The organism is Ruminococcus sp. CAG:330 (assembly GCF_000437175.1).
GTDB lineage: Bacteria > Bacillota > Clostridia > Oscillospirales > Ruminococcaceae > Ruminococcus_C.
This window is the reverse complement of the sequence record NZ_FR898094.1, coordinates 78,352-104,947: the sequence shown is the minus strand read 5'-3', so window position 1 is coordinate 104,947 and position 26,596 is coordinate 78,352. Positions and strand designations below refer to the sequence as shown.

Here is a 26,596-nt window from a genome sequence, read left to right as displayed (position 1 = left end):
ATGGGAGCAAAGTCTTCACATTTTGTCAAAGTACCAAAAGACTTAAATGATATAAAGCAAAAATTCATGTTTGGCTTAACCAAAAGGCAGTGTGTATGCTTTGGAATAGGAATAGCTCTTGGATTTCCTGTGTTTTTCCTGACACGAGGTGTGCTTGGTCTTACTGGCGGAATTATTGCTATGGGTTGCGTTGCAGCCCCTGCAATTGTCTGCGGAATCTACAAGAAGAACGGACTGTTTTTTGATGCGATTTTTAAGAACATGATACGATACTTCAAAAAAAAGCACAAACGTATTTATCGTAGTACGGATGTCTTATCTTGTATCGAACTACAATTGGAATCAACTAGGCTGAAACGGATTTTGAAAAAAGCGAACGGAGGTAAATAGCTTGTTTGGAAAGAAAACTGATAAGAAAAAGAAAGTAAAAAACAGCACAAAAACCGCTGCAACCATCGCATCTCAAAAGCCAATCTCTCAGCTGACAAAAGAAGATAAAGATGTGATGCAGCAGCGTATCACAGAAATTCATAAATTCAACAAAGACAGTTCTACTGTGCAAAATTCGATTGCATACAATAGAATGTATGAAGATGGTGTTTGTCAGGTGACGGAAAACACGTTCTCAAAAACCATCCAGTTTTACGATGTAAGCTATCGTCTAGCAGAATTTGAAGAACAGAACAATATTTTTTCAAAATACTGCGACCTTATCAATTTTTTTGATAACACAATCAAATTTCAGTTGACATTTGAAAATCAAAATCGCAGTCAAGATAAACTTGTCAGTGAAATCCAGATTGAAAAGCAGGACGATGATTTTAATGACATTCGAGAAGAATACTCTCAGATGATTGTTAGCAAACTTAAATCCGGAAATAATGGTCAATCTACAAGGAAATTTCTTACGTTTACGATTGAAGCACCATCTTATCGTGTAGCTAAAAGTAAGCTTATGAATATCCAGATAGAAGTCATTAAAATGTTCAAAAATATTGGTGTGGATGCCAAAGCTCTAAACGGAACAGAAAGACTAGAAACCTTGTATTATTCTTTGAATCCGTTTAAAAATAGTCCATTTATTTTTGACTGGAAAGAAATGCTCCGATATGGAATGGACACTAAAGATTTTATCGCTCCATCTTCATTCAAGTTCAATAAGATGAATTTTGAGATTGGAAGTGCCTACGGTGCGATTTCGACTATGGACATTCTTGCCGGAGAATTACCAGATACAATTCTGAATGACTTTTTGGAAATGCAGCATTTGTTCTGTGTGAATATCCATGTAACACCGCTTGACCAGATTGATGCGTTAAAATTCGTTAAACTTAAACTTTCAGACGTTGAAAAAATGAAGATTGACGAACAGAAAAAAGCTTCTCAGTCTGGTTATGACCCCAATATTCTTCCTCCGTCCATCAAGATGTATATCGAGGAATTGGAAACACTTCTGGATGACCTGAACAGTAAGAACGAAAGACTGTTTCATATCACAATTTTGATAAGGAATTATGCAAAAACAAAAAAAGAATTGAAGTTACAGTTGGAACTTCTAAAACGTTTGTGTCAAAAGAATAACTGCATGCTTCGCAGCAGCGATTATCTGCAAGAAGATTACTTAAATTGTTCTCTTCCGTTGGGATACAATGTGCTTCAAACGTCGAGAGCAATGCACACTACTGGTATTGCAGTCTTTGTACCATTTAACACACAAGAGCTGTTTCAGACAGATGGTACATATTACGGATTAAATACCGTATCCGGAAATATGATTATGGCAAATCGTTCTCACTTGAAAAATCCCAACGGTTTGATTCTGGGTACACCGGGTTCTGGTAAATCATTCTCTGTAAAGCGAGAGATTCTGGATAGCTTTTTGAAAACGACAGATGACATTATCATTTGTGACCCAGAAGGAGAATATTTCCCTTTGGTTCAGCATTTGCACGGACAGCTAGTGAAAATCTCCTCAAAGAGTGAAGATTATATCAATCCAATGGACATCAATTTAGACAGTGCTGATGATGATAATCCGATTGCAACAAAATCAAACTTTATTATTTCTCTTTGTGAAATCATTGTAGGTGGTAGATATGGCATTTCTGCCGAAGAACGCTCTATCATTGATGATTGTGTTCGTAAAATCTATACTGATTTCTTTGATAATAATCCTTCCAAAGAAACTATGCCTATTTTAAGTGATTTATACAAAGAGTTAAAGAGCCGTGGCGATATTGCATTGCGTATTTCTAACTCATTGATGATGTATGTAAATGGTTCTCAAAATTTGTTTAACCATCGCACAAACATCGACCTTAATAATCGCATTGTTTGTTTTGACATTAAGGAGCTTGGCAATCAGCTGAAGAAAGTTGGAATGCTGATTGTACAAGATACGGTATGGAATAGAGTAACACAAAACCGTGCAGAGCGAAAAGTTACCCGATACTACATTGACGAATTTCACTTGCTGCTAAAAGAACAGCAGACGGCACAGTATTCCGCAGAAATTTGGAAAAGATTCCGTAAATGGGGCGGTGTTCCAACAGGAATCACGCAAAACGTTAAAGATTTGCTTTCTTCTAGTGAAGTAGAAAATATCTTTGACAACTCCGATTTCGTGTATATGCTGAATCAAGCTGCTGGTGACAGGGATATACTTTCTGAAAAGCTGCACATTTCTGCACAGCAAATGGAATGTGTTACAAATAGCGGACAAGGCGAAGGTTTGATTAAGTATGGCGGTATCGTATTGCCATTTACAGATACATTCCCTACAAATACTACCATGTATCGTTTGATGACTACGAAACCGGAAGAACAGCAGCTCTCAAATTCAGATAATAATGAAGACGTTCATCAGCTTATGCAAATGAAATATAGCAGTATGTCCGATGAACAGAAAAAAATGTTCCTGAGCAGTGTAGACAATGGAAAAACAATAAATGGGTTTACTGCTGTAGATGTTCTCTTGTATCATTGTATTCTGGCAGAGGAAGCGGAAAATAACCACTCCTCTCAGTAATTGGAGGTGGCATAATTGGATTCAAAAGAGAATCGTTCCAAATTTCAAGACAAAAGTTTAAAAGCTCTTAGTGAACAGCAATCTGGATTGGAACAATTCAGTAAGAAAGAAGTTCAGGCAAAAGAAGTACATTCTAGAGAACAAGCACCTAGTGAAAAGTTGCAAACCACTTCTCAAATCAAAGAAGAGAAACCTTTTGAACCCGTATTTACTCCCCCGAAGAAGAAACTTACTGAATCTACTGAATCAGAAAGCAAAATCATGCCGGAATCCCCTTCATCAGATGTGTCTGAATCTTCTCCAATGGAAAATCAATCAATTGAGCAGCATTCAGAATCACAAAAATTTGAGCCAGAAGATAGAAGCTTTCATCGTACCTATGATGAACCAGTAGATTCTACTAATTCTGTAAATGAACATTCCTATCATTCTACATCCAAACATGATACATCAGTCAGTACAGATACAACTGATTCAAAATATTTTCGACAAGAGCAGTCTGCATCATCGCTGAGAAATCATGATGAGAGTACAAGATTTGAGAGTAAACCTGTCACTGAGCAATCTGGTTTTCAAAATGCAAAGCACTTCTCTGAAACCAAAGTTACTCCTGCACATACTGAGCAATCACGAGCTGGGTACATGGGGCGTTATACGATGCCAAGAAGAAATCAAACCAGCTTTACTACTCGTCCAACCGTGGGGCAACAGCATAGTTCAAGCAGTAATACAAGGTCTACGTCTGCATCTTCTTTTTCAGCCAGAACTTCATCTAGCTATGATTCAAAAGCTGTTTCACGTCAAAGTACAAGAGATAAAAATAACGGTTATCGCAATCTATATTCACATTCTATTGCAGGAAAACTAGACAAGCAGCAACTGAAACTGCAAAGATATAGTGGCAAAGAGAAACAGCTACAATTGAATTTTACAAGACAAGAGAATCCAGAAGGACGATTACATACAACAGCAAGCATTACATGGGGCGATAAGAGCGAAAAGTACGAGAACAAGGGCATTATGCACCGTATTGCTAGTCAAAAGTATCGCTTTACTGGAGATGTTCCAAAGCTGCATAACATACACCCTGTTAGTTTTCAGGGTAAAACAGTAAAGGCAGCTGCTATTGCTGGTTCGGCTGTTCTAAAAGGTACACTTACAGCAGCAGTATCCCTAGAATCTGCTGGTATGAAATTATCAGAGAGTTACCGCAGAAAAGACCTTGAAAAACAAGAACATATTCTGGGTAAAGATAATCGGTATGAAAATAGTGGTGTTTTACACAGAAGTATAAATTTTGTACATCGCAAAGTGGGTAATGATGTTTCTGTAGGTGCATCATTAAGCCACTATCAGCCGGAATCTATTAAGGGAAAAACCGCAAAAGTAGCTGCGTTGACAGGTTACAAACTAGCGAAAGCTGCATTTTATGTTGGACTTTCCGCAGAAACAAAACTTACTGGTGGAAATGAGCAATTTCAGTTCCGAATGACACGTCAGCAAGGTGATGATGGGAAATTTCATACGAAAGTCAACATTGTTCGTGGTGAAAAGCAGTATAAGCTGAAAAACAAGGGTGTATTGCATCGCTTAGTAAATCAGCGGTATCGTTTCACCGGAGATGTTCCATCTTGGAATAAAAAAATCAATACTTCCTTAGATAAGTGGCAGCCTAAAACCATGAAGGGCATAACAGCTAAAAGTCTTGTGAAGATTGGAAAGGTTACTGTTCAAAAAACTGGAAGTGCAGTTGTAAAGACTGGATTGACCGCAGAATCTGGGATTCTTGCTCTTGGTGATGCTGCTAAAAATAAAGCATTGCTTGCAGCTAAGCAAAATGCATATAAATACCGCAATGAAGCACAAGATGATGTTCATAGAGGTGCTTTTGCAGCTTCAAAAATTGCTATTGATGCTGGATTGGGCTTGCGAAATCATTTCAAGGAAAAGAAGCAGCACAAACTACACAAAGCAAGATACCGTTTACAAAAGTATAGTGCAACTGAATTAAAATTGCAAAAGCAGCCTGTTTTGAAGCAAAACAAGCGTGATATAAAGGCGAAAAAAACTCTCCAAAAAATAAACAAGTTGTCCTATCAGCAAAAAATGAAAAAATTGAAAGGACAAGCTGTTATATACAAGGGTAGCAAAAGCAATGAAGCAATTCAACGTATCCAAAAGCGAAAAAAAATCCAATACAAAGAGCAAAAACAAAAGTATAAGCTTGAAGGAAAAGTTCTGAAAAATCATAGAAAGCAAGAAAAACTTGAATTGAAATTTTCAAAGAAAAAGCTGAAAAATCTCAAATCAATTTCAAGACTTTCTACACCAATGGCATTGATACTTCGACCAGAAAGATATACCATGCGACGTATTGGTGCTTCTGCGTATCAAAAAGCAATTAACGCTGATTCTACCAACGATTTTATTAAAGTCGTAGATGCTGGAAAAAAAGGACTTGTGGATAAAGCTGCTAAGCAACTAAAACCCTCTAAGCTGATTGATAAAAAGCAAAAAAAGAACAGCAAATTGCAAGAAAAGCGTACAAAGAAAAAAAGTAAGCTGAAAAAGCAAGAGAGTCGGTTAAAAAACAAGCAAAGGTCTAACACCACTAAAAAACAAGGAAAAAAAGCAAAGCAGTCCATAGGAAAAAAGCTGAAACAATTTGTAAAGAATGTTTATGAAAAAGAAGCCAAATGGTTTCTCGCTTCACTTCTATTTCCCCTTATGGTAATTGTTCTGACGATTACGCTGATTCTCACTATCTTTACTTCGATGTTTACGCAGAGTGGTTTTACCCTTGGTACTTATACAGCACAAGACCAGACGTTATCAGATGCAGAAGAATACTATACAAAATTGGCTTCTGACTTAAACAGAGAAGCGTGTAAACTGGCACAGTCAAAACTTCCGTGGGATTGGAGAAACACTCTGCTTTCGTTAAGTAAGGAAAGCCTTCTTAACATCAGAAATTTGAAAGATGACCCTACAGAATGGTATTGGGGACGAAGTTCAGAATTTGATTATGACCCAGTATGGGATTTTGACCCGTGGCAATTATGGAGTTTCCTTTGTGCTTATAATTATGATTTTTCCACTGATTCTAACGGAAGTAATGACATCAAGTTCTGGAAATTCAATGGCAAAATGGAAGACTTGCTTGATGAGATATTTGAAGAGGAGTACGAATTTGTATACCGTTATGATAATGGTTCTCGCTGGGAAGAACGTTGGGACTATGCCTTTGCTACATCAAGCGGTTCAAGATTTAGATGTATCCAAAACAACCTTGGATGGGATGATAAGCATAATGTAATAGGAACAATAGAAGTCGGTTCTGCAAGTGGAGATTTATCAAATTTTGTTCGTAAAAAGGTTGATTCCTCTACAGGAAGAGTGACTTATTTGATATGTTACAGTTTATCTAATCTTGAAATCCTCAATGCGAATGACGAGTATTCTGCAACAGGCTGGTATGTCATGGATGAGGGTGCAACGGTAGTTGCTCCTTGTGGGAACAGATATGACGGTATGTACGAATGGAATAACTATAAAGGCTGGGGTTACTATGATGTAACAGGCACATGGCAAAACCGTGATGAAGGCTGGTTTGGCTGGGGTATGCCTGGAACAAACGTAGTTTTAAAAAATACACCAATTGCAACTATTGCACCGACAGATGGTACAAAAATGGGTTTTAATATGAGCCAAGAAGGTTTGTATACATTCTATCAAAAGTACGAATGGGTAACAGATTGCAGATTATATTTCAATATTAAGCAGAAAAAATCATTTGAGCAGATTCTTCTTGATAGATTGGGAAGTTTGAGCTATAGTGACCAGCGATTGCAATACTATAATCTTCTTGTTGGCAAGGATACAGATACAGAGCCACTATACGGAAATCATCAAACCTATAAAAACATCTTTAATGGTGAAACTTTCAAGTCATATATGCACGATGGTAACATTCTGAACTGGTATGGTTATGATATGCAGGGCTGGTTTGTTCAGCACTGTGAGATTGCAAAGTATGAATATACTAATTATTCAGAAACTTTTACTCCGACATATAAAGGTATTCATCGAGGAATAGATGTGTCTTATCCGTCAAATGCAGATATTTATTCTCCAATAGAAGGCTGTAAAATTGATTCTTATAATTCCAGCGAGCATGTTGTTATTCTGTTGAAAAAAAGTTTGAATTATTGGTATGATGGAAAAGCAGGAAACGGAAAAAATCGGGATACAAAAATCTATATTACAAATGTCACTTTGAAGAGTGGATACTCAGAAGGTAGTGTTTTAAAAGCTGGAGAAGCTTTTGCTACGACAACAGGTGATAGAAAGTGTATGCGTGGTGTGGAACATGGTATAAGAGATACAATACAAAGTGGATTGCCTTACGATTATGTTCATGTAGCTGCGTATATTGACACAGATGGTTATGGGTGGAATTATGTTGACCCTATTCTATTATTCTATTAAAATCAGGAGGTTACTATGGTATCAAATGAAACCAGATTGGAAACGCTCAAAAAACAGATTGCCAAACGTGAAACTTTGATTAAAAGTGAAAGTGAGAAGCTGAAGAACGACAAAAAGAAGTTGGAACAGCTTGAAACGGCTGTCATGTCGGAATACATGACAAAGGAAGGCATTTCTTTTGATGAGAATTTCAAAAAGCAGCTGAGCTTAGCGAAAAAAATCATGGCAAGCAAAACAACAGAACAAGATATTGCAGATTTTTTTGCTTTATCAGAAGACGCTGTATCAGCTGAAACCAAGGAAAGCACAATGAAGACGGAGGGTAATCACCATGTTTAAATGGAAAAAAATCATAGGAACTTTGATGGCAGGAAGCATGATTCTGGGTGGTGCAATGTCTGTTACAGCATCCGCAGAGGATGGGCTGGGTTTTGAAGACAATGCAGCTAACCAGAATGTTCAGGAAGCTGTAGAGCCGGAAGTTGAACAGGAAACATTGCCAGTGGTACAGGATGATAATTCAGAACAAACGACAGAGCATACTGTAGACATTGCTAACTTTTTCCGAAACAAGACCAGTGAAACTACTACAACAGATGTTAGCGAAATTGACTACTACGGTGACGATTATTACGATACTGACGGAAATGCAACCCTTATCAAACAGGAAAAAATCATTTATGACAGCGAAGAAATGCAGTTTATTGCTGTAACGACTAAGGACGGCAGCGTGTTCTATGTGTTGATTAACTACTCAGCTGAGGGCAATGAGGATAATGTTTATTTCCTGAATAAGGTTGATGACTATGATTTATATGCATTACTTTATCAAGACGATGAAGACAGTCAGAATACTAATCCGGATTCCGCTGCTGCTGAAGCAGCAAACAATGCCAACAAAGCAAATGGCAATAAAGGAAAGAATAATGTAAATGAAGCAACAACTACTACGGATTCAGCTGTACAGCAGACATCCTCTAAAAATCAGTCAAATGGTTCAAAAACGCTTATGATTACTGGTGTAGGTGTTGCTGTACTTGCAGCTGCTGGATTCATTTTCTATAAGATGAAAAATGGAAAGTCTAAAAAGAAATCAAATTCAGATGATTTTGATGGATTTGAAGATGATTTTGACGATATTACAACAGAGAGTGAGGACGAAGAATCGTGATATTGATTATTGGCGAAAAGCCCTCAGTAGCAAAAGCGATTTGTCCAGTAGTTGGAGCAAAGTCCAAAAAGGATGGATATATTGAGGGCAACGGCTATATTGTATCGTGGTTTGTCGGTCATTTGGTTGGACTGCGTTTTCCAAATGAATATAAAGAGCATGAAGACTGGTCAGGAACATGGAGCTTTTCACAGCTCCCTATGTTTCCTGAAAAGTGGAAGTTTGCTGTTCAAAAGAAAACCAAATCACAATTTGATATAGTAAAAGGCTTAATGCTTGATGAACGTGTAAATGAAATAATTTGTGCAACGGATGCTGACCGTGAAGGCGAATGTATTTTCCGATATGTTTATAACATTATCGGTTGTAAGAAAGCTGTAAAAAGACTGTGGGTTTCTTCTTTGGAAGAATCTGCGATTCAAAGTGGTCTACAGCATATGAAACCGATGAGTGCTTATGATTCGTTATATGCTGCTGGTTATTGCCGTGCAAGAGCCGATTGGCTAATAGGAATGAATCTTTCCAGATTGTTTACAGTACGCTTTTCCAATCAAAAAGCATTGAATATTGGTCGAGTGAAAACGCCTACTCTCTCCATGATTGTGGAACGTGACGATGCTGTCAAAAATTTTGTAAAGCAAAAGTATTTTACTGTTGACCTTGATTGTGGAAGCTTTACAGCTGCTTCAGAACGTGTAGATGATGAAAAACAAGCAGATACAATCATATCAAAGTGCTACGGTATGACTGCTGTTGTTTCTGATGTAAAGAAAGACTTAAAGACGGTTAATCCTCCGAAGCTCTTTGACCTTACTTCATTACAAAGAGAAGCCAACAAAAAGTATGGATACACAGCACAGCAAACGCTTACTTATCTGCAATCTCTGTATGAAAAAAAGCTTGCTACTTATCCCCGTACAGATAGTCAATATCTAACGGAAGACATGGAACAAAGTACATTAGAAGTAATTCAATGTATTGGTGAGGTTATGCCGTTCGGTGTTGTCGATATGCCCAACCTGTCCAGAAGTATCAATAACAAAAAAGTGACTGGACATCACGCTATTATTCCGACTTCTCGCATTAAATCAGAAAAAATTGATGATTTACCAACAGGAGAAAAAAATATTTTATCCCTGATTTCATTGAGATTGTTGTGTGCTGTATCTGAACCACACAAATATGAATCGGTAAAAATCATTGTTACATGTGAGAGCAATATATTCACAGCATCAGGACGAACAATTGTAGAAATGGGTTGGAAATCTATTGATGCGAAAATCGAAAGTTCTGATAAGTCAGAACAAGGACAGGATGAATCACAACTTCCAGATATAGAAAAAGGAATGACATTTGAAAAAGTTCCGGCTAAGAAATCTGTACACTTTACCAGTCCACCAAAATCCTTTACAGAGGATACTTTGTTATCTGCTATGGAACATGCCAGTGCAGCGGATTTTGATGAGAACGCAGAGAAGAAAGGAATTGGTACGCCAGCAACAAGAGCTGCCGTTATCGAAGAGTTAGTCGCCCACAAGTATGTGAAACGAGAGGGAAAAAAAGTTATTGCTACAGAAGATGGCAATAAATTGATTTCATTACTTCCGGACAAAATTAAATCTGCAAAGTTGACAGCGGATTGGGAATCTGATTTTCTTGAAATTGAACAAGGTAAGAAAAATGCCGATGATTTCATACTTGAAATTCAAAAATACATTTCTGAACTTTGTGATGAATATGGAAGCGTTGATGATAAGGTGAGTTTTGTTGACCGAAAAGAAAGTTCTGCTGGAGCGATTGGTGCGTGTCCAAAATGCGGAAAGGAAATCAAAAGCGGAAAATTTGGGTTCTATTGTACTGGAAAATGTGGTATGAATACTTCCGCAGTATTCGGAAAAAAGCTGACAGAATCACAGCTGACAAAACTATTATCCGGAAAATCCATTTCATTTACTTCAAATGGATATGAAACTACAGTCTATCCGGAAGTATCAGAACGAGAGTATAACGGAAAAACATATTATAGCTGGAAAAGCAGCGGAAAGAAAAAGGATGGTTAAAATGAAAAAGAAAGCAGTTGTTTTTTGGATTACCGCTGCATCTGTGGCAGCAATCAGTACAGTTCTTTACATTCGGAGTTTACTTGCAGATAAGGAAGAACTGCAAAAAGAGCTTAAAGACCACAATGATGACGATATGGACGAATATTTGTATGACAGCTTAAAGGATAACGACTATTTAGTATAAGAAAGGATGAAAAATATCATGGATATGGATTACGAAGAAAACATTGTAGCAGAAGGAACAGAAGAATTTGTTGTGGATGCAGATAAGCAGGCTAAATTTATGGAAAGTTCCAAAGAACGAATGAACAAGATATGCATCCAGCTGGCTTACCTTGAAAAAATCGCAACGAAGCGTTCCGTGGATTACACACCGGATAACATTGAAAAGATGTTTGCCTACATGGAAGAAAGACTTGCTTCCTGTAAAAAAGCATTTATGGCAAGATTTGAAGAACCCGAAAAGACTTCTGTTTTTGATTTCGACTTTTAATTGTTTTAGGAGTTATAGTGAAATTTACAGGGTTGACACGAAGAATCGAGATAGGTGGGAGATTGTCACTTCCAAAAGGTATTCGAGAGCATTTTCAAACAGAATACATTCAGATTTATGTTCAGAAAAATATGATTTATCTTTCCTGTAACGTAGAAGAAAGCAAGCTAACTAAAGATTCTCTTTTTCAAGTCAAGAAAATTGATTCAGTTGGACGATTATATATCCCTTTGGAGATTCGTCGTTCACTTCATTTAATGGATTATGGTGACGAAGTCGAGATTTACATTGACAATGCAAATCAAATTGTATTGAAAAAGAGATATTTAAGATGTGTGTTTTGTAGTAACAAATGTGCTGGAATGTTGTCATTTCAGGGAGCTGATATTTGCCAAGAATGTGCCGAAAAACTAACAGACACCTATCAAAAGTATAAGAGAACACATTGCATTAAATAACATAGGAGTGATTACTTTGAAATGGATTAAGTCCATTATTTTATCTATCCCATGCTTTCTCTTGCTTACTGGATGCTATGCTATTGACCTTTATCAAAAGCCAATGCCCATACAAAAAACAGAGTATGAAACAACGGCAGCCATAACAAGTACTGTGACAGAAGCGACAACAACGACAACAACAACTATCTTTGCACCAACTTATCCTGAGAAAGTTGTACAAGCTCCAGTAAGTTTGAAATATCCCGTTGATGTCAGAGTTCAAGCCGAAGATTGCAAGTTGTCTGAGTGGTTTCAGGTAGATACAGAATATTCGGGATACACTGGAAGTGGCTATGTTGTTGGTTTATCAGGCGATTTACAGAATACGATTTGTTTTACTGTGAATGTTCCGGCATCTCAACATTATAATGTTTCTGCAATTTTGGCAGCAGATAGTGATGCCATATGCACATTACAGATAGATGATGAAATGTGTGGTACACTCGAAATATCTGGGACAGGTCACTTTATTCAAGCAACTATTAAAAGCGTATACTTAGAAGCTGGTACAAAAAAGATTACCGTGCAACAAATAAGCGGTGATGCTGCCATAGATTGTATCCTTTTGCAGAATTCAAATGACTTGAAAATAGCAGATGTATCAAATACTTTGTGTGATGTTGATGCAACAGAGGAAACGCAAAAACTAATGCGTTTTCTTCAAGAGCAATACGGAGAACACATCATTTCTGGTCAATATGTTTCAAGTGAGGAAAATACGGAACTTACAGAAATCTATAAAATCACTGGACAACTCCCTGTTATTCGATTTTCTGACTTATTTGATGAATCTGGAAATGATACGGCTGCTGCATCATTAAAATGGAGCAATCAAGGCGGTATTGTAGGTTTGATTTGGAACTGGAAAGCTCCGACAGGTAAATCTTCCATATACAGTGAAGAAACAGATTTTTCTTTATGGGATGCTATCACAAACTTAGACATTGCTACATGCAGTTTTTCTGAAATTCAGCAAATGAAAAAAGATGGATTGATAACAGAAGATTGTGAAGCTCTTATTAGAGATATTGATAAAGCAGCAAAAGCATTAAAAAAGCTACAAAGTCAAAATGTGCCTGTTCTTTGGCGACCTTTACAAGAAGCAAGTAATGGTTGGTATTGGTGGGGTTCGGCTGGTAGTGATGCTTATCAATGGCTTTGGAATCTGTTATATACACGTCTTACCGAATATCATAAATTGCATAACCTTATATGGATTTGGAACGGTCAAAGTGAATCATATACTGTTCCTGAAACACAATACGACATTGCATCCGCAGATATATACCTCGATGCAACAGAAAAATATAGCAGTCGTTATGAACAGTTCTATGGGTTACAGAAGATTGCAGCGAATAAAATAGTTGCTCTTAGCGAATGCAGTACCATTCCTGATTTAACTGATTCTCTTCGTGATAATGCCATGTGGTCTTTCTTTGGGTTATGGTATGGCGAATATCTAATGGATGATACCACCGGATACACAACACGCAAACAAATGATTGAAGCCTATAATTCCAATGTTGTGCTTACTTTATCTAAATATCTTGCTTGGTATGCACCTCTTTCAAACTAACCTTTAATAAATATGCAAACGCCACAGATGAAAACCATGTACTTTCCAACTGTGGCGTTTATTCAAAAATAAAGCTAAAACATGTGGACAGACTGTCCATGAACAAGAAAGGAATAACTATGAATGAATCAATTGAAATAGCAGCAAAACTCTTAAAGTTGCCAGTTGATAACTTATCAGATTTTTCGCAGGATGCATTGAATGCAATGGAAGCCATTGTTTTAATGTATGACATCCAAAATGAGAAGAACGAAGGTGTTATACAAGATGCTCTGCGAGAGTTGGAACAGATTTGGCGTTCTGAAACCTTGAATATAACAATGAAAGATGTTTCAAATGTAATCGGGTTTGATTATTCTTATGAAACGCTTTGCTCTCTTGATGAAGAAACAAAATCTCATTTGATGTATGCTTGTTTAAACGATAAGAGCGATGTTTATGGGATGTTTGAGATTGCAAGAAAAGGAATGATTCGTAAAGAACTAAAAAATGTTGCTAAATTACTGAATATTTCTCCAGAAACCTTGTATGAGTATCCAGAAGAAATACAGGAAAATCTATATGGCATTTATCTTTATCATTATGGCGAGTTTGATGAAAATAATGCTGCTGAAAATCCTGAGCTGATGGATAGATTAAAGGCGGTGCTTTCATTGTGATGGAACATGGAGTACCCTTATCCGAAATTCCGGATAAGCAATTTTTAAACATTCAAGTGAATAATCCTGATTTCGTTTTAAGAGGATTAGAACAATGTTCAATTGCCTATCACGCTAAAATCAATGACCATAAAATGTTGATTGCATTCAGTGAAAAAGATAGGGATAGAGTAACCGACATTATTGAAAGGAGCAATCGTCTTTCTGTAAATGCTGAATTTCATGAAAGAGTTGAGCAACTACGTTCCGGTGAAAATCAATCTGAAGCAGTTCAAGCTTTACTCCCCGAAATAGCAGCTGTATTGCATGTTTCTGTGTCTTCATTAGAAAGAAAACCGCCTGATTTACAATTCGGTCTTGCATTAACATATACATCTCTCTGTTTTTCCGATGATTTGACGATAAAACAGGCTTTGCAAGAAGAAATCCAACTAAATCATGAAGCAAATACAGAAATAAAGGAGTTGCTAGAGAAAAGAACTAACGATATTCAACCTCTGAACAAAACAGAAAAACTTCGTCAGCAGCAAGAAGATGACCAGAAGAAAAAAGAAGTATATGTTTCCAGAGATGTTCTGAAACGAAATGCCCAAAGAGTACAAGCAGAAAAATCGGATGAATACGTTCAAAGGTCTGAAAAGGAATACACAGAACATCTTGAACGGACAAAGAAACCATATTAACGATAGGGAGAAATGAAACTATGCCAGTAATGGAAAAAGAAAAATCCGCCTTGACAGCGGAAGAAAATCAAATTCTGAGTATGTCTGAAAAAATCCAGCAGAACCTGAAACAAGATGAATCATTTGCAAATGAACTTGATTCGTTTCTGGGTTCTGATAAAAAATCAGATTTTTTACATATTGGCGATACATCAAATGCCCTTGCACTGTCTGGAGCGAATCAAGATTTACAAGTCGTTATTGCCCCAAGAACAATCGTAAAATGTATGTCAGAAGCAGATGAACACTACCATGGACACGGACTGGATGCGGATACTATGAAGCAGCTTCCAGCAGAGCTGAGAAATCCAGTAATGATACTAAAGGGTAACAAAGAGAATAGTTTAGTCGCTATTACCCAGTTGCAAGATAAAGAAAATCGTCCCATTATGGTAGCTGTATCTCTTTCAGAAAAGAAAGGATTCCATGAGGTAAACCGGATAGCAAGTGCATACGGACGAAACAATATGGGAAATTATCTGGATAAACAGCTGAATCAGGGAAACCTTATTGCAGCGAATCAGGAACGTGCCGAAGAACTACTTAACACAATGGGACTACAATTGCCAGATGAAAAAACATTTATCAGCTTTGATGACAGCATTGCCTATACAATGCAGGGTGTGCGAAATGAAATAGAAAGAGCTGATGAGATGCTTCATTCTGCCGGGCTACAATCGCCCCTAGAGAACACATCCATCAGCTCTAAATCTAATAATAGTATAACACATTCAGAGGGTAATGTCAAGACTTCTGATGAAAAAAGACAAGCACCAGTTCAAAAAGAATCGTTATTGCCAATTTTAAACTCTATTCATCAAAGTCACGAGGAAAGGATTGAATCATTAAGTGACAGGATTGATTCACGGCAAGGAAAAATAGAGAAAAACGAAGCACGCATTGAAAAATTATCAGCAAAGGCAGAGCGTTTACAAGCAACAAATGAAATGCTAAAAGGGCTATCTGGCGGTGTGCTTTCTTCTGTTGTAAATTTGATGATAGACCGTAACCAGAGAAAAATAGATAAAATTCAAAATGTTTCTATTCCTAAGCATGAAGCAAAGATAGAGAAGCACAACGATAGGATTGCTACATTAGAACATAAAATTGCTGTTTCTCAAGCTAAAGCGGATAAATTGCAGGGATTGAGTGGGGTGATAAAAAGTTTTGCAGTTTTAAATCCAGAAAAACGCAGACAAGAATACGCACAGAGCATGGATTTGCTGCATGATGCTTCTCGACGTTCCCTATCATTTAAGATAGAAAAATGTGATACGCAGATAGCAAGATTAAGCCAACGATATGAAAAAGCTGAAAATACGACTGAACAATTAAGTATACAAGGAAAAATACAAGCCATTCAGGACAGACGAGAAGAACTTTCGGCTCGTATCGAAAAGATTGAACGCTTGCCAATCAATTTTTCCGAACAATCTTCTGAAAGTATTGACGGTGCAATGCAGCAAACTGGCGTAACGATAGAAAGCACAGCAAATAATATGACGTTATCTCGACTTGCAGAAGAAGTTGCCGTAGATGGTACTGAATATCTTCGTACAGCAGAGATGTCAATGGAACAAAATTATAATCAAATTGACGGTGTAATCAATAATCTTCCCCCAGAACAGGAACATTTTTATGATGAACAAATGGAAGAAACACAACAAGATAACATAGAAAAAAGCCATACGGAAGAAGTGCTTGAAGATGAAAAGACTTCCGAAAAAAGTTTTTTGCTTGCCTTAGCAGATGAAGAAAAAGCAGAAATACATAAGGATGGTTCTTTTGTTATTCGTCCTGATTATTATCATCAAATTTCTCCTGAAAATCTTCACATGGAAACGTATCCGGCAGAACAAGCAATGACGATATTAGAAAGCCTTGCAGCCATGGGCATAGCATTCTCGGCAATTTCCGTACAGGATAATAGCGTTGTAACAATTGCATTAGACAAGCATGACGACATTGCATTACAGGAATTTGCTGCAATTGCAGCGAAAAACATTCAAGAAAAAGTGGACGAGTTCCTATCACCTGAAAAAAGCCCTACAAAAGGAGAAAGGGAAAAAGATAAGCCAAAAGAAGAAGTCCATACTTCTAAAATCAACCCAGAGTATTACGCTTCGATTCCTAAATCTGAACGTGTAACAACCGTTGTTTCACCCGATAGTGCAAAAAAAATAATGCAGACGTTAGACAATCAAGATGTTTCATATTCCGCAGTAGAACGAGGAAAAACAGCTGTAGCAATTACAGTAGCAAAATCAGATGTTCAAAACTTAACATCTGCTCGTGCAGAAGCACAAAAATTGCAGACAAAAGAATTTATCAATCCGGAATTTTATCAGCAGCTCCCAAAAGAAGATAGATATACACAACGTATGACTGCTGATGAAGCACGTCAAGCCGTGTCCGAATTGCAAAAAGAAGGAGTTTCTCATTCCGCTGTGATTGACGGAAATAAGTCGGCAGTTACGATTCACAAAAAAGATAAAGGGGCTGTGTTCTTTTCAAGAAAGCAGCTGCATCAGCAACATGAAAAAGCCCAAAAGCAAGAACAGCAACAAACACAACATCGAAGCACCAAACGAGGAAAAGAGGAATTATAATGATACAAATTTATAGTGATATGTATTTGGTAGACACTGATGTTCCCTCTTTGACCGAAAAGGCTACTTCTATCAGCAATTCAAAGCCACTAGTATTAAAAGGAAATTTGCTTATTGATTACATAAATGGTATCGCAATGTTTGACTGTAAAGACTGCAAACTTTTTATTGATTGCATTAGCATTACGGAGTATGAAGATGAAATTGTTATCTTTGAAGCATATGCCAGTTATGAATTTACAAGCATTGCTCCATTTTAAAAAATGAATAAGTAAGGAGGTTTACGGCATGGAACAGCAAGATATTATAATGGAACGAAATGCTGAAAGGAAAGAAAGATTGCTTGACATTGCTGAAAGAATCGGGTATGATACAGCCATTTCCCGATTACAACAAAAGTTATCTGAAAATCAGGCAGCATTGACAAAACAAAATGTCCCTCTTGATAGCTCTAACTTTCGCAGAATGCAAATTGAAATTGCTTTTAAACAAGAGGTCATACAAGCATTGAAAGTCCGTTCAGAGCATCAAAAACACCAACCGTCACATTTATCCAAAAGAGTATCTCAGGAGGAAATAGACGCTGCCAAACGTGTGAATCTGCCCGATTTCTTAATGAGCCAAGGCGTTGATTTAAAACGAGTTGGAAAAGAATATATCATGTCAGAACACGATAGCGTTCATATCAAAGATAATGTGCAAGGTGAAATGGCAAAATGGTATCAATTCAGTGAAGAGCGTGGCGGAGATAGTATTTCATTTGTTCGTCAGTTCCTCGGAAAAGATTTCTATGATGCAGTAAAAATGTTGAATGGCAATCAGACACCAGAGCTTTCATATGATGCAGATACAATTACACAAAACAGAACACAAAGAACTGAACTTCAAAAACCAGAAGAAATACACCTCAACGTTGACACGGAACAAAAACGTGTACTTGCATATCTTTCTCAAACAAGAGGATTAAATTATGAAATGGTACATGGTCTTATTCAAGACGGAAAAATACAGCAGGAATCAAAAACTGGAAATGCTGTTTTTCTAATTCAAGATGAATTCGGTAAAACTGTTGGTGCAGAAAAGGTAGGAACGCTATCCGATAAAAAATACAAAGGAATTGCTGTTGGTTCTGCTTCTGGATATGGCTTTGAAGTAACAAAGGGAAATGGTGAAAATGCTCTTTTCTTTGAAAGTTCCATTGATATGCTGTCTTATATGCAACTGCACCAGAATGAACTTGATAATCATCGCTTAATTAGTATGATGGGTGTGAAGCCTAATATTGTCGAAGCGACAATGGAAAGGTATCATATCTCTCCTGAAAGAGTGTTCTTGTGTTCAGATAATGATGAAGCCGGAAACAATTTTGCAGAGCGATTACAGAAAAAGTATCCTGAAATGCATCGCTTGACCGCTGATTCAAAGTATAAAGACTGGAACGACCAACTGCGTGACATTCCCAAGACAATAGAATCTCCTGCTAAAAAGCAAGAACTTCTGACATACGGAAACCACTTTTGGAATGATGCTACGAACAATAAAGATAAGACTATTTTTCAAATGCGAGAATCTGATTTCTTGCAGCATAGAGAAACACTTGATAATGCAGGTATGAATTACTATGCTTTTGCAAGAAATGGTGCTGTAGTAGTAGCAATCAACGATAGAGAAGAAGATAAATTTCGTGAATTGCTCGGTAATAATTATGCAGCAACACTTACAATGCGTAAATCGCAAAAAGAATACACTCCACCAAATCACCAAATTATCGGCAATGCAGAATATCGGTATATTCCGCAGAAAAGTTATGTTGCAGCTCCAACTCAAACTGCATTAAAGATTGCAGAATTACTTGAACAGGAAAACATAAAGTTCTCTGCAAAAATCGGAAGAATATCATCAACTATTACAGTTAGTGAAGCTGATAGAAAACGAGTGTCAGAGCTAAAAGAAAAGATATTGGAGATGCGGAAAGCACAAATCCCTAAAGATAGGCAACAAGGAAAAGAAGTAAGCAGCAATCAGTCTATTCAAGAACCATCTAAACCTGATTTTAAGGATTGCTATTACTTAACTGCACCACTCCAGCCACAAGAGTATCAAGAAATCAAACCACTACTTGAAAGTGCGGATAAGATTCCCTATTCTTGTTTACTGCGTGACGAAAAACTAGTGTTTGTAGTAGAAAAAAGTTCTGCTAAGGATTTTATGCAAGAACTTTCTTTTGCAAGAAATCAGAACCAGATAGAAAGAGATTTAAAAAGTCGTGGGATTTCTAATGAACAATTATCAGAATTGAAAAGTAGCATACAAGATTCTGCTCGTTCCGGACAAACCAGCTTAATTGCAACTTATATTGATGCTGCTTACACTCCTGCACAATTGCAACAACTTAACCAGCATATTTCAGCGTATATTTCAGATAATTCCGATACGTCATTTCTTAGCCTAATAGAATGTAAAAGTCAGTTGGATAAAGATGTAACACTTTCTGAAATTACAGCTGGACATGACTATAATGAAGAACAAAAGGCAGCCATAGTCCATGCCTTTGACATTGGAGTTCCGCAAGCTGCAATAGAACAATTGATAGATGAAACAGTTTCCGCAAATGATATACTTATTTTTTCTGATATGTATCGTCAAGCTGTAACCACAAATGATTCCTTAGAACAAGTAACAACATTTTTGTCAGAAAAAAAGCAAGCTGCATCATTGGATTCTGATTCTAAATCAATTGAATCAGAAGAGAAAGAAGCTTCTGATTCAGAACAAAACATTACAGATATAGGTAGTCAAAACATTCAGATGTCATTTTCAGATATAGAGGTTGAACCCGAAAATGAGAGCAGTGTTTCCATAACAGATTCTACAAAAGTTGAGGAACTGATTGAATCAGTTGAAGAAGAAAATTCGGGAGCAACATCAGAATCGGCTGAAGAACTACGAAATGAGAAAGAAGAAAACGATTCTGTTGTCGATGCAGAATCGCAACCTTATGAATTAAAAATCGGTGATAAATTTCAGAACTTGCGTACAGGTGATATATGTGAGGTTGTTTCTTTGGCAGGAGCTTTACCTTGGTATGAAGATGACTGTACAGTAAAAAGAGAATCTGGGGCGTTTGTAGTTACAGAAAATCTCCCTAAAAGCAAGTTGCTAGATACTGATTTGTATAAATACATTGACAGTCCGGAACAGCTTTCAGAAATTGAAGAAGTAGGTACTGTTGAACAGGTAGTCATGCCAGCGTTTTCTGATGAGAAAGTTTTAGAGAATCCAACCTTAATGGAAGAAAACGCTGAATCATTTTCAGATACTATGCCAGAATCGTTTGAAGAATTACCCTCAAAAATTGAGCAAACTGAATCACCAACACTGCAAGATGAAGATTCTAACAAAGAAAAAGAACAACCGCAGACAACAGAAGAAGCTTTTGCAGAATCCGGTATCACAGAAGAAAGTCCTTCTATTGTTAATCCAGAAGTAGAAAGCGAATTGCAATCACAACAAATTGAAAAGTTGGTTCAAGACAAGGATTCCAAAGACATATCACAGGAATTTGAAATGGAAGCAAAGCCGAAAGAACCACAGAAAGAACAAGTTGAGAAAACTTCAAACTTTACCATTACAGATGATAATCTGGGCGAAGGTGGTGCAAAAACTAAATTTAAGGCAAATCTCGCAGCAATTGAAACCTTAAAAACGCTTGAAACAGAGAATCGTCCGGCAACAGAAGAAGAAAAAGAAGTTCTTTCAAAATATGTTGGATGGGGCGGTATGCCTCAAGCATTTGACAGTGGAAATGAAAAATGGTCAAAAGAATATACAGCATTACGAGAAACCCTTACCGATAGTGAATACACTTCTGCTAAAGCTTCCGTATTGGATTCTTTCTACACACCGCCTATCGTAATTGATAGCATTTATGATGCAGCTAAGAGTTTTGGATTTGAAGGTGGAAATCTCTTAGAACCGTCTTGTGGAGTGGGTAATTTTATCGGCAGAATGCCCACAGACTTGCAAAAAGAAACACAGATATATGGTGTTGAACTAGATAGCATTTCAGGGAGAATCGCAAAAAAGCTTTATCCTGATGCAGATATTCAAATAAAGGGATTTGAAAAAACAGACTTTCAAACCGGAAGTTTTGACATGGCAGTAGGCAATGTTCCTTTCGGTGATTTAGGTTTTTTTGACAAAGAATATGGCACAAAACAGCTGCACGACTATTTCTTCGCAAGAACATTAGACAAAGTAAAAGAGGGCGGTATTGTTGCATTTGTTACATCTACTGGGACACTAGATAAAGCAAACGAAGACTTTAGAAAACAGTTGTCAGAAAAAGCAGATTTGATAGGTGCTATTCGTATGCCGTCAGGAACATTTTCTAAAAACGCTGGTACAGATGTTACATCGGATATTATCTTTCTGCAAAAGCGTTCTGAACCGCCTGTAATTGAACCAGAGTGGGTGCATATTGGCGAAACAGATGCAGGACTTCCAATCAATCAATACTTCTCAGAACATCCTGATATGGTCTTAGGAGAGATGGTAGAAGGTAATAAGATGTATGGGCATGGAACAATGTGTATGCCTATTGAAGGAGCAGATTTAAAAGAACAACTGCAAGAAGCTGTATCAAAGTTGTCTGCCACAATATCTGATGTAAAGGCAAATGATGTTTATCCGAAAATAGATGGATTGCAGGTCGCTCCGCCAGAAGAATTGCGTAATTTCAGTTTGTTTGAGCAGAATCATAAGATTTATTTCAAGACAACAGATAGATGCTGTGTTCCCAAATGCAATCATAGCAATAAGGAAATTCAGGCAGCAAGAGCGTTTATTTCGCTTCGTGATACGACACGAGAGCTTTTAGTTGCACAGGAACAAAATCAATCGGATGATGTAATCCGTTCTCTTCAAGAGCAATTAAACGCACAATATGATAGCTTTTCTAAAAAACATGGTCTTTTGCATAGCAGAGCTAACAAGTCCATGTTTGGCGAAGATGTATCCTATCCGTTGGTTGCATCTTTAGAGAAAAGCTATGATTTGAGTAAAGGAACTGCCGAAAAATCCGACTTGTTTACGAAGAGAACAATAAAACCGCCAAAGGCAGTTGAACATGTTGATACAGCAATGGAAGCTCTGACTATTTCTCTTTCCGAAAAAGCCAAAGTAGATATTGGATATATGCAAATGCTGACCGGAGAAACAAAAGATGAACTGCTTCAAGAGCTACAAAGCGAGATATATCTTGTGCCAAATTTAAGCGGTGAGGAAATTTATCAAACTGCTGCGGAATATTTATCAGGAAATATCTATGAGAAATTAGAAGCAGCAGAAAAAGCAGCTGCATTAGATAGCAGATTTGAAAAAAATATTCAAGTACTTAAAGAATCCAAACCACCTATGCTAAAAGCAGAAGACCTTGACATTCAAATTGGTGCATCTTGGATTGACCCGAAAATTTATCGTCAATTTATGTATGAAACATTTGGTACGTCAGAAGAAAAGCAAGTGGATTTTCAGCAAAGGATAATGGATGATTGTAAAAAGCAGCTAGAAGATGCTCCATTCTACAAAAAATATATGCTGCAAAAGCAATATAGAAATGCAGAATCCAGCATGAAAAGTGCAATTAAGGTAACGCATTCTGAAAGGTCTGGAGAATGGTCAATCACCCCAAAACCGACACGTTATGGGAATTTATCAGTACATGAACAAGAGTATAGTACAAAGCATAAAAGTGCTTATCAAATCATGGAAGACCTACTGAATTTGAGAGAACCTAAATGCTATAAAGTCGTAGTTGAAACGCTGCCATTTGGCGAAACGAAAGAAAAAAGAGTAATTGATGATAAAGCAACAAAAGCAGCACACCTAAAAGCAGATAAGATAAGAGAAGCATTTAAAGAATGGATTTTTCAAGACCCTGAACGCCGAAATGAATTAGTAGAACAGTATAATCAAATGTTTAACTGCATCAAACCACGGGAATTTGATGGAAGCAATCTTACATTTCCTACAATGAATGCAGATATTTCTCTTAGACCACATCAAAAAGATGCAGTTGCACATGCACTCTTTGGCGGTAATACACTGTTTGCACATTGCGTAGGTGCTGGAAAAACTTTTGAAATGATTGCAACAGCTATGGAATCAAAAAGATTGGGATTGTGCAGCAAGCCTATGATTTGTGTTCCAAAACAGTTGACTGAACAAATTGGTGAAGACTTTCGTTTATTGTATCCGGGTGCAAATATCCTTGTAGCTACTGCAAAAGATTTTCAGGAATCCAATCGAAAACAACTATTTGCGAAAATTGCAACTAGCGACTTGGATGCTGTAATTATCAGTCATCAGCAACTTGGCAGAATTCCGATTTCACAAGAACGACAAATTGCATTGTTGGAACAGCAGATACAGGATATTGTAACAGGTATTAAGGAACTAAAAGAAGCCGATGGTGGTTCAGTAGAGATAAAAGCCCTAGAACGTAGCAGAAAATCTCTGAAAAAGAGATTAGACAAGCTACTAGATACTCCGAAAGATGATACTGTAACTTTTGAAGAAATGGGTATTGACAAGCTTATCGTAGACGAAGCCCATGAGTTCAAAAATCTCTTTACAGCAACAAAATTACAGGGCGTATCCGGCATTTCTACATCGTCTTCTCAAAAGGCTATGGATTTGTTCCTAAAATGTCAGTATCTCGATGAAAAGACAGGTGGTAAGGGTATTGTTATGGCAACTGGTACGCCATTAAGCAACTCTATGACAGAGCTGCATGTAATGATGCGATATTTGGAACATGACTTCTTAAAAGGCAAGGGTCTTGATAACTTTGACAACTGGATAAGTGTGTTCGGCAAACAGCAAACAGATTGGCAACTGAACACAACAGGAAGTGATGTAAAGCAAAAAGTACACATGAGCTATACGGGAATACCAGAGTTAATGGCAATGTTTAAGCAAATTGCTGATATTCGCACAGCCGATATGCTGCATTTGGATGTTCCGGAATGTGAAATGCACGTTGTACAGGTAGAGCCTACAGAAGAACAAAAGGATATGCTTGGTGAACTATCTGACCGTGCAGATGCTTTGCAAAATCGTACTGTTACAGACCCACGCATAGATAATCCCTTAAAAATAACTGGTGATGGCAGAAAATTAGCATTAGACCCACGTTTGATTGACCCAACATTGGAAGATAATCCAGCCACAAAACTGAACCAATGCGTAGAAAACGTATATCAGATTTATGAAGAAACCGCACCAGATAAACTTACACAGATTATATTCTGTGATTTGGGTGTACCGTCCGGCAGTAGTCCCAAAACGACTGCAAATGAAGAAAAGTCGGCAGCAGATATGGATTCATTAGAAGAAGCTTGTGATTTCTGTGTATATGATGACATTCGGAATAAACTAATCGAAAAAGGAGTACAACCGGATGAAATTGCATATATACATAGTGCTAAAACCGAGAAAGACAAGGAAGAATTATTTTCAAAAGTTCGCTCTGGAGAAGTTAGAGTATTACTCGGTTCAACATCTAAAATGGGTACTGGTGTAAATGTACAGCAAAAATTGATTGCAGTACATGATTTGGATATTCCTTGGCGACCAGCTGATATGGAGCAACGGCGAGGAAGACTGGTTCGACAAGGCAACGAAAATAAGCATGTACATCAATATCGCTACGTCACAAAAGGTACATTTGATGCATATTCTTATCAGCTTTTGGAAAGCAAACAAAATTTTATTTCGCAGATTATGACATCGGACACCATGTCCAGAAGTGCGGAAGACGTTGACCAACAGGCATTGAATTACAGCGAAATAAAAGCACTTTGTATTGGTGATGAACGATTAAAGCAACGTGCTGATATGGAAAACGAAGTATCAAATATGAGAATACAAAAACGTGAGCATGACAGCAGAATCTATGATATGCAAGACCTTGTAGCAGCATATCCACAATCAAAAAGCGATTTAGAACACACGATGGAATCTTTAAAAACTGATAAAGAGCATGTCAGAAGCTTGCCTATTGATGCAAAGACCAATCGTCCTGCATTTGCAATTACAATAGCTGGTACAAAGTACACTGACCGGAAGGATGCAGCAGATGCCTTACGAAACGCTGTGTTTTCCATGGTAAAAGAACGTGGTACACCAACCGAAATCGGTGAATTTATGGGATTTCCACTATCTATTACAATAAAGGACTTTGGAAATTTTGGAATGCAAGAAAACGGAAGCGTTGCAGCTATTTCCGCATCTCTTAGTGGAGCAGCAAAGTACACTTGTGATTTTGTTGATTCCTATGATACTAATCTTCGCCGACTGGAATCTAGTGTAGCAAAAATAGACCAACGTATCCAACATACGGAGAATGAATTAAATTCTCTTGAAATTGATTTTAGCAATGCACAGAAGATTCTTAGTGAACCATTTGAACTTCTGAGTAAGGACGGCAGGACACTTGGAGAAATGGAAACTGCATTAAAGGAACTTACCGCAGAACTTGCTGCATCAGCTGCACAGGCGAAAAAAGAAGCCCCCGACAAGCCAAAAACCTGTTATTTTGAACGTGCCAGAATGCGAAAAGCTGCAATTTCAGCTAAACAGGAGCAAGGCTCTGAGCCAAAGCAAAAAAAGAAAGAGCAGAATTTAGATTGAAATAAAAAGCTCTTGACGATTACAGAAAAATAAAGTATAATAATAGCGAAAACAGCTATCCGTAGCTTTTTTAGTGTGGCTGACACTTGAGGAACACATTAGATATATTTCTTTGCTATAGTTCATATTTTGATATATCTTGTAAGATTTTTTGACAGTATGTTTTTTACTTGACATCTCTAGAAATGTGTGCTACAATAACCATGAAAACAAGAGAACAGAGAACCCATTGAAAATTATTTGTTTTTGTAATTCCGATGGCAAAATATCAATTTTCATTGTGTGAAGTTCATTGTGTGAAGGCTGTAAGTGGTATTTGTTGGAAGCGTGCAAAACTTACAGCCATTTCTCTTTTCTACTAAAATTTTTTTTGATAACCCCTTGACATTTTCGGTAAAATCGGCTATAATAATAATAGCAACAGAGGTGTTGTTAGAAAACATGGGTTTTCGGTCAGGGCTGACGTAAACTTAATAGTCGTAGCAGTTCTGTGAAGCGATGATATCAAGGGGCGTGCCAAGAGCGTTGCTTGGTTGAGCTTGCGGGAGGGGTTGCACAGTGAAACCTCGACTTGGCGTAGGCGTTTTGCCGAA

At 37.3% G+C, this 26,596-nt stretch carries 15 protein-coding genes; all 15 read left to right on the top strand.

The window, feature by feature from the left end; all coding sequences use genetic code 11:
- The 15 genes from QZL66_RS11860 (at nt 1) to QZL66_RS11790 (ending at nt 26,003) form a co-directional block, all read left to right on the top strand.
- Nucleotides 1–390 (top strand): PrgI family protein, encoded by a 390-nt coding sequence (locus QZL66_RS11860; RefSeq protein ID WP_022411929.1) that lies wholly within the window; start codon nt 1–3, stop codon nt 388–390.
- Between the two features lie 115 nt (nt 391–505).
- A complete protein-coding gene (locus QZL66_RS11855; RefSeq protein ID WP_293615259.1) occupies nt 506–3,028 on the top strand; it encodes a VirB4-like conjugal transfer ATPase, CD1110 family in 2,523 nt (840 codons plus the stop codon).
- A 15-nt stretch (nt 3,029–3,043) separates the two neighbouring features.
- Nucleotides 3,044–7,516 carry a hypothetical protein gene (locus QZL66_RS11850; RefSeq protein WP_022411927.1) on the top strand — a complete coding sequence of 1,491 codons (4,473 nt, stop codon included), beginning with the start codon at nt 3,044–3,046 and terminating at the stop codon, nt 7,514–7,516.
- A 15-nt stretch (nt 7,517–7,531) separates the two neighbouring features.
- Nucleotides 7,532–7,855: a hypothetical protein gene (locus QZL66_RS11845; protein WP_022411926.1), complete on the top strand. Its 324-nt coding sequence runs from the start codon at nt 7,532–7,534 to the stop codon at nt 7,853–7,855.
- A complete protein-coding gene (locus QZL66_RS11840) occupies nt 7,848–8,687 on the top strand; it encodes a CD1107 family mobile element protein (protein ID WP_177496002.1) in 840 nt (279 codons plus the stop codon). The genes QZL66_RS11845 and QZL66_RS11840 overlap by 8 nt, the downstream gene beginning before the upstream one ends.
- The gene (locus tag QZL66_RS11835) at nt 8,684–10,747 is read left to right on the top strand and encodes a DNA topoisomerase 3 (protein ID WP_022411924.1); all 2,064 of its coding nucleotides are present in this window, start codon (nt 8,684–8,686) and stop codon (nt 10,745–10,747) included. The genes QZL66_RS11840 and QZL66_RS11835 overlap by 4 nt, the downstream gene beginning before the upstream one ends.
- Nucleotide 10,748: 1 nt before the next feature.
- Nucleotides 10,749–10,934, top strand: a complete 186-nt coding sequence (locus QZL66_RS11830; protein ID WP_022411923.1) for a hypothetical protein — start codon at nt 10,749–10,751, stop codon at nt 10,932–10,934.
- A gap of 18 nt (nt 10,935–10,952) precedes the next feature.
- Complete coding sequence (locus tag QZL66_RS11825) at nt 10,953–11,243, top strand: hypothetical protein (RefSeq protein WP_022411922.1); 291 nt, start codon at nt 10,953–10,955, stop codon at nt 11,241–11,243.
- Between the two features lie 17 nt (nt 11,244–11,260).
- Nucleotides 11,261–11,701 (top strand): AbrB/MazE/SpoVT family DNA-binding domain-containing protein, encoded by a 441-nt coding sequence (locus QZL66_RS11820; protein ID WP_293615237.1) that lies wholly within the window; start codon nt 11,261–11,263, stop codon nt 11,699–11,701.
- A 16-nt stretch (nt 11,702–11,717) separates the two neighbouring features.
- On the top strand, nt 11,718–13,319 hold the full coding sequence (locus QZL66_RS11815) for a glycosyl hydrolase (protein ID WP_022411921.1): 1,602 nt from the start codon (nt 11,718–11,720) through the stop codon (nt 13,317–13,319).
- A gap of 119 nt (nt 13,320–13,438) precedes the next feature.
- Nucleotides 13,439–13,978, top strand: coding sequence for a hypothetical protein (locus QZL66_RS11810; protein WP_022411920.1), 540 nt, complete (start codon nt 13,439–13,441; stop codon nt 13,976–13,978).
- Complete coding sequence (locus QZL66_RS11805) at nt 13,975–14,661, top strand: hypothetical protein (RefSeq protein WP_177496173.1); 687 nt, start codon at nt 13,975–13,977, stop codon at nt 14,659–14,661. Before QZL66_RS11810 ends, QZL66_RS11805 begins: the two co-directional genes overlap by 4 nt.
- Nucleotides 14,662–14,681: 20 nt before the next feature.
- Nucleotides 14,682–17,309: a MuF-C-terminal domain-containing protein gene (locus QZL66_RS11800; protein ID WP_022411918.1), complete on the top strand. Its 2,628-nt coding sequence runs from the start codon at nt 14,682–14,684 to the stop codon at nt 17,307–17,309.
- Nucleotides 17,309–17,569 carry a hypothetical protein gene (locus QZL66_RS11795; protein ID WP_022411917.1) on the top strand — a complete coding sequence of 87 codons (261 nt, stop codon included), beginning with the start codon at nt 17,309–17,311 and terminating at the stop codon, nt 17,567–17,569. The genes QZL66_RS11800 and QZL66_RS11795 overlap by 1 nt, the downstream gene beginning before the upstream one ends.
- A gap of 28 nt (nt 17,570–17,597) precedes the next feature.
- On the top strand, nt 17,598–26,003 hold the full coding sequence (locus QZL66_RS11790; protein ID WP_022411916.1) for a toprim domain-containing protein: 8,406 nt from the start codon (nt 17,598–17,600) through the stop codon (nt 26,001–26,003).
- Nucleotides 26,004–26,596: the final 593 nt, after the last annotated feature.

Bases quoted from the DNA above. Each gene is read 5' to 3' on its own strand.
- QZL66_RS11860 (WP_022411929.1), top strand. From the start codon at position 1: ATGGGAGCAAAGTCTTCACATTTTGTCAAAGTACCAAAAGACTTAAAT.
- QZL66_RS11855 (WP_293615259.1), top strand. From the start codon at position 506: ATGCAGCAGCGTATCACAGAAATTCATAAATTCAACAAAGACAGTTCT.
- QZL66_RS11845 (WP_022411926.1), top strand. From the start codon at position 7,532: ATGGTATCAAATGAAACCAGATTGGAAACGCTCAAAAAACAGATTGCC.
- QZL66_RS11840 (WP_177496002.1), top strand. From the start codon at position 7,848: ATGTTTAAATGGAAAAAAATCATAGGAACTTTGATGGCAGGAAGCATG.
- QZL66_RS11830 (WP_022411923.1), top strand. From the start codon at position 10,749: ATGAAAAAGAAAGCAGTTGTTTTTTGGATTACCGCTGCATCTGTGGCA.
- QZL66_RS11825 (WP_022411922.1), top strand. From the start codon at position 10,953: ATGGATATGGATTACGAAGAAAACATTGTAGCAGAAGGAACAGAAGAA.
- QZL66_RS11810 (WP_022411920.1), top strand. From the start codon at position 13,439: ATGAATGAATCAATTGAAATAGCAGCAAAACTCTTAAAGTTGCCAGTT.
- QZL66_RS11800 (WP_022411918.1), top strand. From the start codon at position 14,682: ATGCCAGTAATGGAAAAAGAAAAATCCGCCTTGACAGCGGAAGAAAAT.
- QZL66_RS11795 (WP_022411917.1), top strand. From the start codon at position 17,309: ATGATACAAATTTATAGTGATATGTATTTGGTAGACACTGATGTTCCC.
- QZL66_RS11790 (WP_022411916.1), top strand. From the start codon at position 17,598: ATGGAACAGCAAGATATTATAATGGAACGAAATGCTGAAAGGAAAGAA.